Below are 17,722 nucleotides of genomic sequence, written 5' to 3' on the forward strand. Positions count from 1 at the left end.
ATATGCGAGATTTGATGAGCGAATTTAAAGAAATTCGCCAATCTGAATCACTTGAAGAAGCAAAACAAGCTTTAGATAACTTCATTTTGAAATGGAAAAGCAAATATAGCAACCAGATGCGAAAATTGGGTAAGTTAAGTAACTTATTCACCTTCTACGAATTTCCGCCAAGCATTCGGGCATCAATTTACTCAACAAATTTGATTGAAGCTTTCAACAAAAAGTTGAAGAAGAAAATTCGCCAGAAGGAGCAGTTTCCAAATGAGGATGCCCTTCAACGATTCGTGACAACTCAAATTCTAGAATACAATGATAAGTTCGAAGAACGAGCACATCGTGGATTTCGAGGAAGCAAGGATACCTTGGATTCCATGTTTATTTAAGTAAGCATTTCATACAGAGAAGGATTTTCAAAAGTACACAAAATTATTGACACTCTCATATATTCATAGCCCCTTTCTGTTTGGTGTTAAAGTATTAGTCATCGATGTCATGCACTATCTTGTTTAGCTCCGTTTTGATGGAACTGGAAATATTTTCTAAATTGAAATGATTATATATTTCTTTATCCTTAAGCATCCTTTTTTGTGCCTTATTTAATTTACACTCATTGTTACCCACTACCCATTCATCCTTTCTACGTATAAAGGGGTTTGCGCACTTTCCTTTAACGCGTTTTGAACATCTTCATAAGGTAAATAAAATTCAATTGTAGATTAATTTTACAATCTTCCATATAACGTCTCCATCTTTTCAAAACGACTTAATTCTACGGGCTATAAATAACTTAATTTGCCAGTGTATAACGTTTCAGATTAAGCTACCACTAAGTTATAATAACCATATCGAAAGGAGACCAATCTAATGAAATATACGAAAACCAAAGCAGTATTAAATCAACTCGTTGCCGATTTGAGCCAGATGTCAATGATTATCCATCAGACGCATTGGTACATGCGTGGACCCAACTTTTTGAAGTTGCACCCCTTGATGGATGAGTTCATGGAAGAAATTGACAGCCAACTCGATGTCATTTCTGAACGGCTGATTGCGCTTGATGGCAGTCCTTACTCCACCTTAAAAGAAATGGCCGAAAACACTAAGATTCAAGACTGGCCTGGTGAATGGGACAAAACAACCCCAGAACGCCTCGCACACTTAGTTGATGGCTATCGTTACTTGGAAGACCTTTACCAACACGGCATTGAAGTATCCGATGTTGAAAAAGACTTCAGTACCCAAGATATTTTCATTGGTCTCAAAACCGCAATTGAGAAGAAAATCTGGATGATTCAGGCAGAGCTTGGGTCGGCGCCGGAAATTGATGAATAAAATAATATTAAAAAATCGGTAGACTTATGGTAGATTTTAAAATTAATCCGAACGCCCATTTGGATATTGGACAGCCCTAGTTCACAAAAGGTTTCGATTTTAATTCGTTCGGAATAGGTTATACTAGACAAAAGATCAGCTCCTAAAAGATGGGTTTGTGGTAAACACCATTTTAAAGGAAGCTGATCTTTTTTGTCCGAACAGCGTTCGGATTAATTCAAATCTTTATTAAAAAATATTTCATCTTATTTAACAAGAAACCATATTTATATAACAACATAAAATACACTAAGTTATTTTATTGAACATATATCGTACTTTATCTATCCGACTATTTGGACGACGGGGCTGGCAAACAGGTTCACCGGTAGTAACATGGTACCCTTTTAACTCTGTTAAACAAACACTACGTCCATTTGTAAAGAAAGTTAAATCACTACGATATTCTTGAATACACCGAGCAGGGATTTCTCCACTAAGAATGACCTCATTATTTTTCAATTGAGTGTCTACGATGTTCGCACAATATTTAGGAGCATCGTTGTATGCTCGTGAAAGATATTCCTGTGGCGCATAAATTTTAAAACTAAGATATGGCTCTAACAATTCTGTTCCAGCTTTTTTTAAGACTTGTTCCAATACAATAGGAGCAAGCATCCGAAAATCTGCTGGGGTACTAACAGGGCTATAGTATAAGCCATACTTAAAACAGATTTTACAATCCGTCACATTCCAACCATATAATCCTTGTTCGCAACCATAGCGTATCCCTTCCATAACTGCATTTTGAAATGATTGATTTAAGTATCCAAGAGAAACCGAGCTCTCATACTGCATTCCACTTCCCAACGGAAGCGGTGATACAGATAAACCAATGGAAGCCCAGAAAGGATTTGGCGGCACTTCGATGTGAATGGTATATTCTGCATTTTTTAACGGTCTCTCCATATAAATGACTGTAGGCTCTTTTAGTTCTATCTCCACATGATACTTTTCTTGCAACAGTGCACTAATCACTTCCATTTGTACTTTCCCTAAGAAAGAAAGTATAATTTCATGTGTCGTAGAATCCACGTAATATCGTAGAAGCGGATCACTATCTGAGATTTCCAAAAGGGCATCAAGCAACATTTCTCTCTGTTCAGGTTTACTCGGTTCAACAGTTGTTTGTAGTAGAGGGTGCGGATTTTCAATCTTTTTTCTCTGTGGCAATAGTTTTGTATCTCCAAGAACACTATTTAACTTCAAAAACTCATTTTGCAAAATAACAATTTCTCCAGAATAAGCTCTATCAATCTTACATAATTCACCATTTATTGAAGTATACATTTCTGTAACTTTTATTTTTTCTTTTTCTGATACTCTAACCGAATCTCGTAAATGTAGTACTCCACTATAAAGGCGTATATATGCAAGACGTTGTCTTTTTTTTGTATATTCAATTTTGAAAACATTTCCGCAAAGTTCAGACGGACCTCGATGTGTTGATGAATAAAATTTATTCGTAATCACTTCTATAAGGTTATCAATCCCTATATTGTTTTTTGCACTTCCGTGATAAACAGGGAACAGGGAACAATTATGAAATCTTATGCTTTCCTCTTGTTCGAGTTCCAATGCTTCTAATGATTTACCGGACATATATTTCTCTAAAAGGTCATCGTTTCCCTCTATTACCGTATCCCATTGTTCAGATTCGGTAAAGTTCGTCACACACATATTAGGATACAGTTCTACCTTCTGTTTGATTACAATTTCGGCAGAAAGTTTCTCTTTAATATCCTGATAAACCGTTGATAAATCAATTCCATTTTGGTCAATCTTATTGATAAAAAAGATTGTGGGAATCCCCATTTTCCTAAGTGCATGAAATAATATACGAGTTTGTGCTTGTACGCCATCTTTTGCAGAAATCAGTAGAATTGCCCCATCTAAAACTGATAATGAACGATATACTTCTGCTAAGAAATCCATATGTCCTGGCGTGTCTATGATGTTCACCTTCGTATTTTCCCACTGAAAAGAGGTTATTCCTGTCTGAATTGTAATTCCTCTCTGACGTTCTAAAAGCGTATTATCCGTCCTCGTTGTACCTTTGTCCACGCTTCCTAATTCTGTAATCGCTCCACTGTTATATAATAAGCTTTCTGTTAAGGTAGTTTTTCCTGCATCAACATGAGCTAAAACTCCAATATTAATAATTTTCATGTGATTTTCCTCCATTCAAAAACCCAAAAGGGCATAAAAATCCCAGTGATAAATACTTTTATCACTGGGATTTTTATGCATAACCATAGGTATACAAAGCATACAGATATTCTCTGGATACTTTAGAATCACATGATAAAGGTATTCTTAAACTGGGTACAAAAAACTAAGCCCTCCTAAAAAAGGACATCTAATTATTTGTTCCTGCTATCAAATTGACAGTTTATTTAAGAATACCTTGCCGCATATTTATTAACTCCTTTTAAATAGTCACTTAAATAATAGCACGTAAGAGCATATTTGTAAAGGAATCTCCAATTTTTTATCAAAAAGAGTACATGATTACAAAGTATCTGTAATCATGTACCAATATTTGTTATTTTACAATCTTCCAATTATCTTGTTTTTCTAATATCAACTCAAATTGCGAGATTTGGGTTGCCTTTGTTTCTTGATCTAAATATTTCACAGCGACATTCACGATTACTTGGTTATCTTTTCTGGTAAAGATAGGATTCACCAATTCCTCGAAAACATATTCCTTGTTAATCATAGGTAACACATGATTACTTACATAGTAAGTCAATTCTTTTTCTGTGGCGGTAGGATAGAGCTGGAAGAACGTTTCTAAAAAGCTAATGATTTCGTCCATCGTTTCTGTATCTACTGTATGGTCACTTTCTAGCTGTTTGGGTTGGTAGTCCGATTTTTGAGGTTTCTTACTCATTGTCGGATTTTTGATAATAACCATATTATCTGATTCATCTATATGGACAACCACATGAAAGCTAGACGATATAGTTTCCTTGTCTTTGTCTTCGGTAATAACTTGTTCAACAGAAAACAGTACCTCAAAGGTGTTCTCATTCACTTGAGAAACCTGCCACACCTGTATATCGTTCACACTAGAACTAGTAGGAATATCCTTACGAATCATTTCTTCATTTAATACCTGCAATTCTTCCGTCAAATAATGGGTCAATTTCTCATTTCGTTTATCAATGGCTTCTTGGGATTATCACGGAGGAATTGTGGATGAATTTAAAAGATCATGAAAATTGGTTAGTAGACTTTTACAAACAACGAGATTGGTATAAGTACACTCCTCCAGTTAGGCTAAATTATTTGACCGAAGAGGTTGGTGAACTGTCAAGAGCAATCCGTTCAATTGAATTCGGTCGCGATCATCCAGGTGAGCGCAAGCTATCAACCTGTGAAAAGTTTGATAACTTAAATGAAGGACTTGCAGACGTCATTGACCAAGTACTGATAATTTGTAGTCAATACGACATTGACCCCACATCCTTAATGGAATATAGCGAGCGGAAGCTAAATAAACATTTCGAATCAAATCAAGGTGCTTAATGGAAAGTTGCTACGGTAGGCATCAGACTCATTTGACCCTCCCTACTCACTTTTTTGTTATAATAAAGTTATACAAACAAAGGGAGCGTGACATAAATGACAAAACTAATTACACTGAAAAACTTGCCGAAGACACTGACTCCGAATGAAGATGTACTCACCTTGAGTATTAATTTAAATAAATTAAAATACCAACAAGATGAGCGTCTGCACTTAAAGAGTGCGCTTACAGAAATTAAAAAATATTCTATGGAACACCCTGAGTTAAACTATAAAGAGCTTGAACGTCAGGTAGACAACTTGATTGATCAGAACCTACCATACCAAGGGATAACGTTATTCATTCAAGGTAATACTTTAGAGTTGTTCGTTTTACCACGGACAACTGTTGACGAAGTAAAGTTAACAATTAGCAAATCTCCCGACTTACTATCTATTTTACGTGAGCAACCAAACAAGATGTATTACTTGTTAGCGTTAGAGGGAACATCATTCAGACTATTCAAAATTGTTGATAAAACAGTTGCACCCGTGAAATTAGATGCAGACGCCCCAACCGACCTAGTGGAAACATTAGGATCAGAAAAACGTGGTGGTGAACTTAACTTTATTGGTCAAGGTGGTTCAACAACTTTCCATGGCCACAATGAAACAAGCAAGGAAAAACAGATTGATTTAGAGCGTTACTACCGCGAAATCAATAAGTATCTGGTTGAAACTATTGACTTAACTGTTCCAATCGTCTTAATGGGATTACCTAAAAATCTGGCATTATTCAAACGAATTTCAGAAAAGCTGTCTCTATCTGAAATTCAAATTAGCAAATCCCCAACGGACTTAACAAATGCCCAAATTGAAAAGACCACTAGCAACGAAATCAGTGAACAAGAGGTTGAAACAATCACTGACGATGTTGCTGCCATTAATAACAAGCGGGTATTAACTGACACAGCTGAAATTGACCAAGCAATTGATACAAACCAACTAAACAAGCTGATTGTTAACGTTGGTAACCTATCCAATAGCGTCGATGACCACCTATACAATGACATCAACCGAATTATCTCTCGTGCCTTAAAGATTAACAGTCAGGTGGTTGTTCTTAAACAAGAAGAACCACAATCACCAGCCTTATTGGAAGCAACAACTTATTAATCGAAAAGCTCACAGAGCACGCCTAAACGGGGCTGTTCTGTGAGCTTTTTGATGACTTGCGAAAACCACCAAAAAATAATAAACTAATGGCCTATTATTTTTTGGAGAGTCGATAATGAAAAAGCTGATATTTTCAATCTGGGCAATTGCCCTGTTAATCATCGCAGGTACCCTAACGGATCGGCCAGAAACATCTTCAGATGAGGCCTAAAATCTAATTCAAATAAGTGACCCGAAACGATTTCTAAGATCGTTTCGGGTATTTTTATGGGTAGTCGTGTGTAGCCATTGCTATAATTGACATCAGATTGCACGAGATGAGGACAGCTATATGGGCAAAACGATCAGAGAACTCGCGGAAGAATTGAATCTATCTAAATCTGGTATTCGCAAATATTTAAGTGCGTCTTTTCGTGCTCGGTATATGGCCAAGAACGCACACCGAATAGTGATAAATGATGCTGGTGTGAAAGCCATAAAAGAGATGATCGCACACAAGGGGGCACACTCAGAACGCACACTTGAAACGCACAGTGTACATACTAAAGACGCGAGTGTGCAGTCAAATAATATTCTCATAGAGCAGCTTCGAGAAAAGGACAAGCAGATTGAACACCTTCAGAAGCTACTTGATCAATCGCAGCTTTCGTTAAACGCAAGCCACTCGACTAACGACTCATACTTGAAGCCATCTTAATGGCAGTTTCGGCTGAACGTGCAGATATTTTATACAAGATGGCACCTTCTTGCCAAGTAATAGTTTGGTTTAATCCATTATCAGTGACATCAAAGTTGCCTGCCCCAACTTGGCTCGGAATGGGAAGCGAGTACTGGTTAAACAATGCTACCAGTTGTTTGCTCATAGCAACTGGATCTTGGCCCATGACAGGTGAGGCATGTACTGTTACCGACCAGCGACCTGCTTGCCATGTGAGATAAGCTTGTCCAGCTCCTCGATCAATAGTCCCCTGAACACCACTCCCAAGATCAATGACCGGTAACCCAGTCTCTTGTGCGTGGTGATTAACCGCGGTCACTGCAGCCGCTGTGGAGACATAGGCGGTTTTATTGAATGTTGCATAAGGCGTTTCGCTAGCTAAGGTGCTGGCATTAAATTCCTTGGCTGTAGCTCCAACACTATAATAAACCGTATATCCGTATGCATTACTGATATAGTGCATATTCAAGCGATTGTGATTTTCGTTCAACCCATCAACAGTTGGTTTTTTTGTAGTCCCAATTGCCATAGACAACCTCTGATTGAGCTCTTGAATTCGAGAATCTGTAGTATCCTCTTTTACTGATGAGGTCTTTGATGATATTGAACTAGAAGACATTTTCTCTTTTGCAGAATTAGATACCTTCGTAGCGGAACTAATGGATGTCGATGGTGTTTTAGAGTTGGTACTGAGCTTCGAACAACCTCCGATTAAAAGGCATGCTGTCAACGTTGCGATAACAATCTTGCCCTTCATATGACATTCCTTCTTTCCATTGTTGTGTCACGGCGTCTCTAGATTGGATTAACTGCCCACATGGTCCTAAATTATCACTTATGATCATAATAATATAAAACAATTTTAATTGTGCAAAAGTTGTTCAATATATTTTACAAAAAGGCCCACGTAAAAACAGCTTGGGTCATGATCGACCATGCGATATTAGAACCCTCTCGGCCACTATCAGTGGCAACAATAATGGTATCGGCCTTCGTTAACAGGTCTTTGAAAGACCCTCGAGTCCCTCTGCAAAATACTTGCATGTCAAGCGAGATATTTTAGCTTTGCTGGCACCAGTTACAGCGGTGACTTGTTTGATTGAGTGTCCTTGGGCGCGAAGCAAGACCACCTGAACGCGACGAATTGCACGCGCATTTTCGTGGTGTTCGAAGGTTGTCTTGAGCTCATTAATTTGGTTTTCGGTGTATTTAAATATTTTTGGCATGATGAAAGCATACCAGAAAAAGCCGTGGGATTAAACGGCTTATATTAGATCTTATTTAGTATGAATTTGGGCAATGAGTTCTGGGCCGTGCCAAACTACGTAGATTAGCAATCCTAACAAATTACTCTTGAGAAACAAAAAAGGCGAGTGAATCTCCGTATGTGAAGATTCACTCGTCCTATTTAGTAACTATGAACTGTTAGACCTACTTTTATGAAGCAGCCTTTCCTTTCGGCTCGAGCCGGCGTTCCAAGAAGCCGAGGACGAGGTCGGAGATGATGGCCATTAGCGCTGTCGGCAACGCGCCGGCGAGGATGATGGCTCCGCCGTTGGTGGCGTTGGTACCGCGGATGATGATGTCGCCCAGGCCGCCAGCTCCGACGAAGGCGCCGATTGCGGTGATCCCGATGGCGACGACCAAAGCGTTACGAATCCCGGCCATGATGACCGACACGCTTAAGGGGATTTCGACCATATACAGTGACTGCCAGCGGGTCATGCCCATGCCTTTAGCCGCGTCCATCAGGTTCTTATCGACATTTTGCATGCCGGTGTAAGTGTTCTTGATGATTGGCAGCAGCGAGTATAAGAAGACCGTGGCAATGACGGTGTTTACGCCAAGTCCGAGTCCCAGCATGATAATTGAAAGCATCGCTAGGCTGGGGATAGTCTGAATGACGTTGGCGATGCCGATGACTGTGTTACTCAAGGTGCGATGGCGCGCAATTGCCAGCCCAACCGGAATGCCGATTACCGCTGCGATGAGCACCCCATAGATCGAAATCAGAAAATGGCGGGCGAACTGACTCAGCACGTAGGAACCATTGTTGGCAAGGTAATACCAGAATTGCTGCCAAGTATCCATGTTAGCCATTAGTCGTCACTTCCTTTGAAATAGTTGTGTTTGGCAAGAAACTTTTGCGCGACCACATTTGGTTCAAGTAACTGGTCGTCGACTTGATAGTTGAGTTCCTGCATGGTTTTCAGGTTGATCTTACCGTCTAAGCGATGCAGTAACGGTTTTAGTTTAGGGTATTTCTTCAAAAGGCTATTATTAACGACCAATGAGCACTGATAAGGCGGGAAGAAGTTTTTGTCGTCCTTCAGTACTTTCAGATTGTAACTGCTAATCCGTCCATCAGTAGAATAGCCAAGAACTGTCTGCATTCGGTTTGCTTCAACGGCATCGTAAACCAGACCAATCTGCATCGGATAAACCCGCTTAAAGTCAAAGCCATATGCTTTAGTAAAATCGCTATAGCCATCGCCTTTCCGGTTCATCCAGCTGGAGTCAACGCCGGCATTATATTGCGGTGCGACTTTCTTCAAATCGGAAACGGTGTTGAGATTGTCTTCTTTGGCTTCTTTTTGCGTCACCATAAAGGCATAAGTGTCAGAAAAGCCGTAAGATGGATACCAGGTCTGATCGTAGCGCTTTTTGAACTCGCGCTTGACGATGGCGGTGGCCTTAGCTGAGTTCTTGACCGGGTTCATGCCTAATATGCCGGTAATCTCGGTGCCGGTGTAACGCGTAGCACTAATATCGGCATCGTTGCGGACCATGGCTTGATGCACCACGGTTCCGGAGCCGAGGTTATTGACCAACGTGGTTTTGTAACCTAGCTCGTGACTGATTAGTTCGGCAATGATATTGGCCATGATCTGCGACTCGGTACTGGTTTGCGAGGCGATCCGCACCGTCCCGTCATTACCGGAGCCGCCTAAGCCAGGAAAGCCGCAGCCGCTCAACAAGAGAACGGGAATCAGCAAAAGTGACAGAAATAATTTTTTGAACTGTTTCATCTTGCCACCTCCTAAGCGCGTTCACTGACAGGTGTCAGGTGGTATTCCAACCGCCCAAGCAACCAGTCAATGACCAGTGCCAAAATGGTAACAGGAATCGTGCCGCCGATAATCAGATCCGGCTGGAAGAGATTCAAACCGTTGAAGATCAGATCCCCAAGGCCACCAGCCCCGATGTACGAAGCCAAGGTTGCCCAGGCAATGACATAAATAGCTGACAAGCGAATGCCCGCCATGATCACCGGCATCGCCAAAGGCACTTCGACTTGCCGAATCGATTGCATCGCCGTCATGCCCATACCTTTAGCCGCGTCTATTAACACCGGATCGACATCTTCCATACCGATATACGTATTCCGCAGAATCGGTAACAACGAGTAAATGAACAGTGCAACGATAGCTGGCACTTTTCCGATCCCGAATAAAGGAATCATCAAGGCCAACAACGCCAATGATGGCACCGTCTGCAGCATGCTGGCAATACCGATCACGACTTTAGCGGTCTTAGGAAAACGCGTCAGCAAAATACCCAGCGGAACGGCGGCAATCACCCCAAGACCTAACGCAATTGCCGAGATGTAAAGCTGTTCCCAGGTTTTGGTGATCAGTTCACTGCCATGTGTGTTTAAAAAAGCAAACATGGTTACACCTCCTTAGGTGCTTCTCGGTCATCTGCCGCTGCCGAATCGGTTGCCGGTTCCTGATCGGTAGGCGTTGCCGACTCTTTGGCGCTATCGCTGGCTTGATAGTCTTCATTTTCGCCCCAGATGGTGTCGTAAACGGCATCAACTAATGAAGCACGGGTGACAATACCGACCAATTTCTGATCGTTATCAACCACCGGCACATACTTGAAACCGCGCTTTAAAATGCGATCAGCGGTATCGCGCAGCAAAGCGTTCTTATTCACATAGAAGATACTCGACTTGGTAATGTCGCCAACGCTAGTAGCACTTTGATACCGGGTTTCCAGCGATTCCAAATCAATGAAGCCTTTCAGATGATTTTCATCATCCGTCACCAACAGCGTATCAACGCGACGTTTACGCATTAGGGAAATCGCTTCAGCTAGTGACTTGCCTGGCGTGATCGCTGCAGGATTCTTCAGCATGATCTGCTCAACGGTGGTCACATCAGCCCGCGCCTGAACCAATCGATCCTGGCCGACCAGGTTCTCAACGAATTTGTTTGCTGGATGCGTCAACAGTTCGGTTGGCGTCGCATTTTGAATGATATGCCCGTGGTCCATCACCACAATTTGGGTTGCGAGCTTGAGCGCTTCATCCATATCATGCGTGACAAAAACCACGGTCTTACCAAGCTTCTCCTGCAGATTCTTAATCAGTTCCTGCAAAGCCTCACGGGTAATCGGATCCAAAGCGCCATAAGGTTCATCCATTAAAATCAGATCCTGATTCGCAGCAAGCGCCCGGATAACGCCGATTCGCTGTTGCTGGCCACCGGAAAGCTCGGATGGATAGCGATCCAGATAATCTTCCGGTAATTCAACAAGGTCCACCATCTCCTTAGCTTTCTTGCGTCGCTTTTCTTCCGGCCACTTCAATAACTTCGGGACAATGGTGATGTTTTCATAAATGGTCATATGCGGCATGAGGCCAATGTTTTGGATAACATAGCCGATTTGACGCCGCAATTTTACGGCATCGATTTTGTGAATGTCCTTGCCGTTAAACAGGATTTGGCCGTCGCTGGGTTCCAGCATGCGGTTAATCATGCGCATCGTGGTTGTCTTTCCGGAACCCGACGTCCCGATAAGACAAACAAATTCACCCTTATGAATCTCAAGGTTGATATGTTCGACCGCGACATTCCCGCCTTGATAAACTTTTTCAACGTCCTTGAACTGGACCATTGGTTGTTCTTCTGGCATCTGACGTGCCCTCCTTTATTTGATGATTCTATAATAACACATGAAGTTAATTGTATTTTAATTGAAGACCGGTTGTGGGGCGGGAGTTTTGCGCGGGTTGGGTTGGTGGGTGATTTGTAAGTTAACTGGGTGTATGAGGTATTCCTTAAGAAGCTGTCTAAAATCTCTTAAGTAATAGTGCTAAAAACGCTAAAACGACCATTTGCAGACTGGTGGTTAATTGACGCTCACAATTTTTCCAAAGTCGCCGACAATTCTCTAGCCAACTAAAAGATCGTTCGACTACCCAACGTTGGGGCATGACTTCGAATCGATGCAACTCATTGCGCTTCGCAACCTGCACGGTTGCGTTTAAATTACTGGCTACATCGAGCTGAAAATTAACGCCTGAATAACCACCATCAACTAAGACATTTTGAACCTGGCGTAAATGCATGGCATGTAAAGCGATCATGGCACTGGCCCCGTCTCGATCAGAGACGTTCGCTCGCGTCATGTGAATGGCCTGCGGAAAGCCATTGATATCAACTGCCAGATGGCGCTTAATCCCCGAGATTTTCTTACCAGCGTCGTAACCTTTGTTTTCAGCAGTAGCGGTGTTTTTGACGCTCTGAGCGTCAACGATAATAAAGGAAGTTAAAGCTGAACGTCCTTGGTAAGTTCGCCGAGCAATGACAATTTTTTTAAAACTTGTTCCAATAAAGAATCAGCCGTAGGCTCAGCTTTAGTTGACCAAATTTTGTAATAGTTGTAAACTGACCGCCATTCTGGGAAATTACCGTGGGACTTGACGCCATTGGCAACCGGTTTTCAAGACATATAGGACCGCACAGAAGACCTCGTAGAGGTCATATTTTCGAGGCTTAGTTCGCTTACGAAAATTTTCTAAAGCTGGTCGAATTAATTCAAATTGTTGCCGAGTAATATTGCTGGGATAATTTTTCATAGCTTAAACTCGCTTTTTACATAGAAGTAAATCAAAAATCATAGATCTTGGACAGCTTCTTAGGCAGAAACAACCAGGATTTAACTCAGATCATGAACTCCATTCAAAATAAGGGTGCCACCCTAGATGTGTTGAATTTACCGTCCATGACGGGGATTGCTGACCCCAATTTACGTCAACTCATGACCAATCTCATCATTGAACTGTATAAGTACCAGGCTGAAAGTGAGCGTAAGCGGATTATTGAGCGTCAACAACAAGGGATTTCTCTGGCCAAGCAGCAGGGCAAATATCATGGACGCAAACCCCAATACACCCCAGACGATCCCCGCTTGCAACATGCTTTTAAACTTTATCAAGCAGGCATGAGTGATGTAGATGTTGCCCGTAATACAGGGATTAAACGGACGACCTTTATCAGATATCGCAAAAAATATAGAATCTTTAAAAATGAGCTTTAAAAATGAGTTAATTGTCAGCCTAATTATTTAATAAATTGTTTGTTTATTTATTTGTCTACTAATGATATAATTAAGCTGGATGAAGGAGGTATCAAGATGAAGATTATTACTTTTACTGCTATCAAGGGTGGTGTTGGTAAAACAACCTTGACTTTAAATTATGGTGATTGGTTAGCCAAACATGGTAAGAAGGTTCTATTAATAGATTTAGACCATCAGTGCAATTTAACAACCGTTTTTGAAAAAACACGACGAAACAATACCATCGCTGAAGCGTTTAAAGAAAATGACAATGCTAAAAAAGTAAAAATTGACAGTGTCGGACCGAATCTAGATTTAATAGCCGGTTTTATAGACCTAGATGTTTTAGGAAGTTATCTAGAAAATAACAGTAACAAAGAAATGATGTTGTTCATGTGGTTTAAAAACAACTCCGATTCATTAAGCTTAACCGACTATGACTATATCTTAATTGATACGCACCCAGATTTTAGCACCATCACTAAAAACGCTATTGCTATCAGTAATTACCTGCTTAGTCCCATTACACCCAGTGAACATGGCTACAATGCCAAGTTTGACCTAGAAACACGACTCGAAAAATTCAGAAAATCACTTTTTGACTATCGAACTGGCGAAACTTACGTTGACGCAAAGCTTTTCTTTATCGGTAATATGATTAGACATAATACAAGCATGTCTCACGATTTGCTAAAACACATAGAAGGCGATGAAACAGTCGCAACTATAATTCCTGAAAGAGAGCTCTTTAATAAAGCTACTGCAAGGCACGCTTCAATATTTGAATTAGCCAATCATGATGAATCCATTTTAAAGCAAAATCAAAAGTTCATAGAACACGCCGATCATCTTTTTCAAGAATTAGCAAATAAAACCAAGTAAGGAGAGTTAGATTATGAGTTTAGATTCATTCAACCATAAAAAAGACGAAGAAATGAGAGAAAGTTACGAAACTACATTGAAAGACAACAAGAAAGATGCAGTCGCATTTTTGAAAAATATCAGCCGAAAGGAAGTAGAGCGTAAGCGATCTGTGACCTTCTCAATTACTGAAAGTCAACTTAAAAAAATGGATACGGCTGCCCGAAAAAACGGATTTAAAAATCGTTCAGAATTCTTAGCTTCAATCATAGATGCAATTTAACAGTTAAATAAATAATTAATCAAACAAGTAAATACGCAATTTGTTTGCTTGATTAATTTGTGATTAGGTAAAAACTAGTAAAGTGCACTAAACCAAATACGATTGCCTGTAGGTAAGCGCTATGCTAGACTAAGATTAATTTAACAACAGAATAAATAGATCAAGCTAAACAGAAAAATCCCCGATTCACGAGGAATCGGGGATTTTAGGTTTAGCAAGTAGCTCGCTATTAGCTACTTAGATTCAGACGATTTAGACCGCCAAGTTAAAATCGTCTGAACATTGTTCTTAATTTGTAGGTTAATTATACCGCAAACCAGTCCTATGGGACAAGTGAAGGATAGTTAAAAACAAATTGAATCCAATGGGCTAAGTGGCTAACCAATGCTATTTAGTCCATTTTTGTTGTTAGAAATTAAAAAAAGTTGCCGTATGGGCAACCCAGAATAGACACATGCCGGTGAATTTACAAAGCCGATCACGTCCAATGTTCGCTTTGTAATTCAGTTAAAGCATATCAGATTTGTATTTTAAAACAAGTCAGATGTTTTAGCAACTCTCTTTAAGACGACGTGTGTCAGTTAAGAAAGGGAGCTTTTATTATGGATCAATCAAACTTCAACTTTACAAATGCTAAAAGGGCCTATGAAGTAAAGTTTTACGCTTTGCCGCAGATCTTACTCCAAGGGGAAAAATATAAGGATCTTAGCGATAGTGCCATTTTACTTTATTCGGTGTTACGCGATCGTCTAAGTTACTCACTAAGCAATAATTGGGTTGACGAAAATAACAACGTATATTTCATATACACAAACAATGAACTAAAAGATTTACGAAACTGGTCAAATAATAAAATCAATAAGATTAAACACGAATTAATGGACGCAAACCTTTTGTATCAAAAACATATGGGGTTTAATCCAAGATCAGGCAAAAACGAACCAAATAGATTATATTTGGCAGATTTGGAAGTAACAGCAAAAGACGTTTATATTAAGCGAGAGCCATTAAAATCGCCTGAACCCCTTGGTACAAGCGGACTTCTCAAAAAGAGAAACCCGCATGATACCGTTGAACCCCTTGGTACAAGCGGACTTCTCAAAAAGAGAAACCCGCATGATACCGTTTCTGATACGTCTGAATCCCTTGGTACAAGCGGACTTCTCAAAAAGAGACAAGATCTAGACTATACTAATAATTTAGATACTAATAGATATAATATAGATACTCAAAAGTTGGACTTTTCCACAGCCAATTTCTCACCAGCAGAAATTGAAAAGCAAAACCATGATCTCGTGAAACATGCTAATGACTTCTTAACTGATGAAGACAGTGGGTTACCAGTTTTCTTAGAACCCGAAGCTGTGCAACTACTTAGCTTTTGGTGCCGAACCCCACAACAAATGCGCCGGTTTATTGGTATTATCCTGAATGCTAAATACCGAGTTGAAAAGGATCATCAGGACATTGGCGTCATAATCCCACTTGATAATGAGGAACTGAAGCCTCTAATGACTAAAGCCTTGAGACGCTACTTTAACGCCCTGAGAAGCAATGAGAAGCACATCAAGAATGTTGAGAACTACTTATACGGCACCATGCAAAACCTATTTGGCGTTTGGTGGAATAAACAAGCGGCTAGAGAATATGCGGCCAAACACCCCGAAGAAGAAAAATTGGCCGACAACGATAACAGTGGGTTGTACTACTAGTCCTAAAAGGCTACAAAATCTTTTCTAAGTGATTTTAAGACTTACTAACCTATTTATACTTAAGCTAGATTTAAATGGCTTAAACAGAAGAATAGGGGCTTTTAAATGAGTGTCAGAGCTAACCAGGCTAACCAGCTCAAAAGTTCGGCCTTTAGATCAACGCCAAGCTCAAGTGATTTGAGGCCAAGGCTTTGTCTATTGATAAGGTACTCAAAAGGTAGTATAATGGTAGTAGTAAAAGAAAGGAGATGAGACAATCATGGCAGTTAAAGAAAAGAAACGGGTCCAAGTCAAGATTGATAAAGATTTGGCCGATGATACCGAAGCAATTTTAAGCGAATTGGGCTTAAATCCAACCACGGCCATTAACATGTTTTACAAGCGGATTGTTGCTAATGGTGCTTTACCTTTTAATGTGTCTTTAAGCGAAGAAGAAAGAGCTAATTTACGCTTTTTAAAGGCGACCGAAGGGACACCAGTCACCGAGCTCAAAGACGCTAAAGAGGTCGCTGATTGGCTCAACGATCCAGATGAGGACTAATGACTTAGTCAGCCTATACGTTAGTTTTGTAGAAACTAACGGTGGCAAGTCTCGGCCAGTTTTAATTCGTCGGGTATCAGAACAGAAGGTCGAGGCTTTTAAAATTACTAGTCGGTATGAAAAGAAGTCGGCTTATATCAAGCAACAATATTATCCGATTCAAGATTGGCAATCCGCTGGGTTGAAGAAACCTTCCTGGGTCGATCTTGGTAATATTTATCGCTTTCCCAAAGCCGGTTTAAACTTTAAAGAAATCGGTCATTTAAGTAAGCTAGATCAAAATAAAATTTCATATTTTATGCTTGACCTAAAATCAAAAAGAAGAGGTAAGGGTCAAAAGATAATTCAACAGCGATCAAGTAAAAGGAAGCACAAAGAAAGTAAAGCAGAGCTTACACAAAGAATTCAAAAACAGTTAAAAGACTTTGCTAAACACAATCCTGAAAATAAAAACGATCGGCCTAGTTATTAGGTTGATCGTTTTTGAGTTTATTTGGTTTATGGACATTAACGTAATCGGCAAATATTTTTAAAAGCTCTTCGGTTTGTTCAACCGAGAGATTATCAGCTTGAAAGTATTTTTCTAGCAAAGCCCCTTTTTGAATTAATCGGCGAGAACGGGCTTTGCGGGCTTGCCGATTTTCATAGTATTTAGATTGTCGTAATTTAAAATCTTCCCGATCAATTTTTTGTTTTAAACGCGCTTGCTGCTCGACTAGTTTTTCATATTGATTAGACATGGAATTTCCCCATCTCGTATGGCTAATGATCTACGGACTTTACCTTTAAAAATTCAGAAAATTGCTTAGCTAAAAGCTTAATCTGATCGTTAGACAAATTAGCATAATCTAAATTGGCTTGACTGATGATTTGTTTACCTAGCCGTTGTTCAATCTTATTTTTTTCGTCCTTAATTTTTTGATTAAGGGCTTTTAATTTAGCTTCTTGTTTTTCTAAGTTACTTTTAGACATAACGATCCCTCAAATCATATTAGAAATAATCACCGAAACTATATCATATAGGAAACATTAAGTCAAAGTATAAAAGTTGAAATAGCGAAGCGGAAGGCATACACTAAAAATAAATTCAGGAGAATCAGCAGACCGAGTGAAAAGAGGTCAATGCGCACTTACACATAGAATGAATTCTATGTTGTACTAACCCCAAAATACTGTATTAGAAGTCGCCAATGGCGACA

18 protein-coding genes and 6 pseudogenes are annotated in these 17,722 nt (G+C 40.0%); 10 read left to right on the plus strand and 14 right to left on the minus strand.

Annotated features, from left to right (window positions below; genetic code table 11):
• A partial coding sequence (locus EGT49_RS09330; RefSeq protein ID WP_128513402.1) for a transposase occupies positions 1-383 on the plus strand: 383 nt, incomplete at its 5' end.
• A gap of 481 nt (positions 384-864) precedes the next feature.
• The gene (locus tag EGT49_RS09335) at positions 865-1,332 is read left to right on the plus strand and encodes a Dps family protein (protein ID WP_003587210.1); all 468 of its coding nucleotides are present in this window, start codon (positions 865-867) and stop codon (positions 1,330-1,332) included.
• Between the two features lie 41 nt (positions 1,333-1,373).
• On the opposite strand, the pseudogene EGT49_RS09340 reads toward EGT49_RS09335, so the two are convergent.
• From EGT49_RS09340 to EGT49_RS09360, 4 genes and pseudogenes are all read right to left on the minus strand, one after another.
• Positions 1,374-1,463, minus strand: a pseudogene (locus tag EGT49_RS09340) (IS30 family transposase); the annotation flags it as partial.
• A 157-nt stretch (positions 1,464-1,620) separates the two neighbouring features.
• On the minus strand, positions 1,621-3,540 hold the full coding sequence (gene tet(M), locus EGT49_RS09345; protein ID WP_000691727.1) for a tetracycline resistance ribosomal protection protein Tet(M): 1,920 nt from the start codon (positions 3,538-3,540) through the stop codon (positions 1,621-1,623).
• A 15-nt stretch (positions 3,541-3,555) separates the two neighbouring features.
• A pseudogene (locus tag EGT49_RS12825) lies at positions 3,556-3,603 on the minus strand (hypothetical protein); the annotation flags it as partial.
• A 313-nt stretch (positions 3,604-3,916) separates the two neighbouring features.
• A pseudogene (locus EGT49_RS09360) lies at positions 3,917-4,555 on the minus strand (conjugal transfer protein); the annotation flags it as partial.
• 20 nt (positions 4,556-4,575) lie between these two features.
• Here EGT49_RS09360 and EGT49_RS09365 point away from each other — a divergent pair.
• Both EGT49_RS09365 and EGT49_RS09370 read left to right on the plus strand, forming a co-directional pair.
• A complete protein-coding gene (locus EGT49_RS09365) occupies positions 4,576-4,905 on the plus strand; it encodes a MazG nucleotide pyrophosphohydrolase domain-containing protein (RefSeq protein WP_135373737.1) in 330 nt (109 codons plus the stop codon).
• Positions 4,906-5,001: 96 nt separating this feature from the next.
• Positions 5,002-6,060: a baeRF6 domain-containing protein gene (locus EGT49_RS09370; protein ID WP_104796098.1), complete on the plus strand. Its 1,059-nt coding sequence runs from the start codon at positions 5,002-5,004 to the stop codon at positions 6,058-6,060.
• Between the two features lie 668 nt (positions 6,061-6,728).
• Here the strand turns inward: EGT49_RS09370 and EGT49_RS09380 are convergent.
• From EGT49_RS09380 to EGT49_RS09415, 8 genes and pseudogenes are all read right to left on the minus strand, one after another.
• Positions 6,729-7,307 (minus strand): hypothetical protein, encoded by a 579-nt coding sequence (locus EGT49_RS09380; protein ID WP_235943123.1) that lies wholly within the window; start codon positions 7,305-7,307, stop codon positions 6,729-6,731.
• Between the two features lie 386 nt (positions 7,308-7,693).
• Positions 7,694-7,795: pseudogene (locus EGT49_RS09385) on the minus strand (toprim domain-containing protein); the annotation flags it as partial.
• Positions 7,774-8,004 (minus strand): helix-turn-helix domain-containing protein, encoded by a 231-nt coding sequence (locus EGT49_RS12830; RefSeq protein WP_135373740.1) that lies wholly within the window; start codon positions 8,002-8,004, stop codon positions 7,774-7,776. The pseudogene EGT49_RS09385 and the gene EGT49_RS12830, both read right to left, overlap by 22 nt.
• Positions 8,005-8,215: 211 nt before the next feature.
• Positions 8,216-8,878, minus strand: coding sequence for an ABC transporter permease (locus EGT49_RS09395; protein ID WP_135373742.1), 663 nt, complete (start codon positions 8,876-8,878; stop codon positions 8,216-8,218).
• Complete coding sequence (locus EGT49_RS09400; protein ID WP_135373744.1) at positions 8,878-9,807, minus strand: osmoprotectant ABC transporter substrate-binding protein; 930 nt, start codon at positions 9,805-9,807, stop codon at positions 8,878-8,880. The genes EGT49_RS09395 and EGT49_RS09400 overlap by 1 nt, the downstream gene beginning before the upstream one ends.
• Before the next feature lie 11 nt (positions 9,808-9,818).
• Entirely contained in the window at positions 9,819-10,448 is a 630-nt protein-coding gene (locus EGT49_RS09405; protein WP_135373746.1) for an ABC transporter permease, read from the minus strand.
• Between the two features lie 2 nt (positions 10,449-10,450).
• On the minus strand, positions 10,451-11,698 hold the full coding sequence (locus tag EGT49_RS09410; RefSeq protein WP_135373748.1) for a betaine/proline/choline family ABC transporter ATP-binding protein: 1,248 nt from the start codon (positions 11,696-11,698) through the stop codon (positions 10,451-10,453).
• Between the two features lie 157 nt (positions 11,699-11,855).
• Positions 11,856-12,644, minus strand: a pseudogene (locus EGT49_RS09415) (IS5 family transposase).
• A 59-nt stretch (positions 12,645-12,703) separates the two neighbouring features.
• Here EGT49_RS09415 and EGT49_RS09420 point away from each other — a divergent pair.
• The 6 genes and pseudogenes from EGT49_RS09420 to EGT49_RS09445 all read left to right on the plus strand — a co-directional run.
• A pseudogene (locus tag EGT49_RS09420) lies at positions 12,704-13,105 on the plus strand (recombinase family protein); the annotation flags it as partial.
• A gap of 96 nt (positions 13,106-13,201) precedes the next feature.
• Positions 13,202-14,008 carry a ParA family protein gene (locus tag EGT49_RS09425; protein ID WP_135373750.1) on the plus strand — a complete coding sequence of 269 codons (807 nt, stop codon included), beginning with the start codon at positions 13,202-13,204 and terminating at the stop codon, positions 14,006-14,008.
• A 13-nt stretch (positions 14,009-14,021) separates the two neighbouring features.
• Positions 14,022-14,270 carry a ribbon-helix-helix domain-containing protein gene (locus EGT49_RS09430; protein WP_002825834.1) on the plus strand — a complete coding sequence of 83 codons (249 nt, stop codon included), beginning with the start codon at positions 14,022-14,024 and terminating at the stop codon, positions 14,268-14,270.
• A gap of 602 nt (positions 14,271-14,872) precedes the next feature.
• On the plus strand, positions 14,873-15,982 hold the full coding sequence (locus EGT49_RS09435) for a replication initiator protein A (RefSeq protein ID WP_135373752.1): 1,110 nt from the start codon (positions 14,873-14,875) through the stop codon (positions 15,980-15,982).
• Between the two features lie 259 nt (positions 15,983-16,241).
• Positions 16,242-16,523 (plus strand): type II toxin-antitoxin system RelB/DinJ family antitoxin, encoded by a 282-nt coding sequence (locus EGT49_RS09440; RefSeq protein WP_135373754.1) that lies wholly within the window; start codon positions 16,242-16,244, stop codon positions 16,521-16,523.
• The gene (locus EGT49_RS09445; RefSeq protein ID WP_135373756.1) at positions 16,513-16,995 is read left to right on the plus strand and encodes a hypothetical protein; all 483 of its coding nucleotides are present in this window, start codon (positions 16,513-16,515) and stop codon (positions 16,993-16,995) included. Before EGT49_RS09440 ends, EGT49_RS09445 begins: the two co-directional genes overlap by 11 nt.
• On the opposite strand, the gene EGT49_RS09450 is transcribed toward EGT49_RS09445, so the two are convergent.
• Positions 16,985-17,263 (minus strand): hypothetical protein, encoded by a 279-nt coding sequence (locus EGT49_RS09450; RefSeq protein ID WP_056950637.1) that lies wholly within the window; start codon positions 17,261-17,263, stop codon positions 16,985-16,987. The genes EGT49_RS09445 and EGT49_RS09450 overlap by 11 nt on opposite strands.
• 22 nt (positions 17,264-17,285) lie before the next feature.
• Positions 17,286-17,495 (minus strand): hypothetical protein, encoded by a 210-nt coding sequence (locus tag EGT49_RS09455; RefSeq protein ID WP_054519259.1) that lies wholly within the window; start codon positions 17,493-17,495, stop codon positions 17,286-17,288.
• Positions 17,496-17,722: the final 227 nt, after the last annotated feature.

This window comes from Companilactobacillus suantsaicola (genome assembly GCF_004745525.1).
Lineage (GTDB): Bacteria > Bacillota > Bacilli > Lactobacillales > Lactobacillaceae > Companilactobacillus > Companilactobacillus suantsaicola.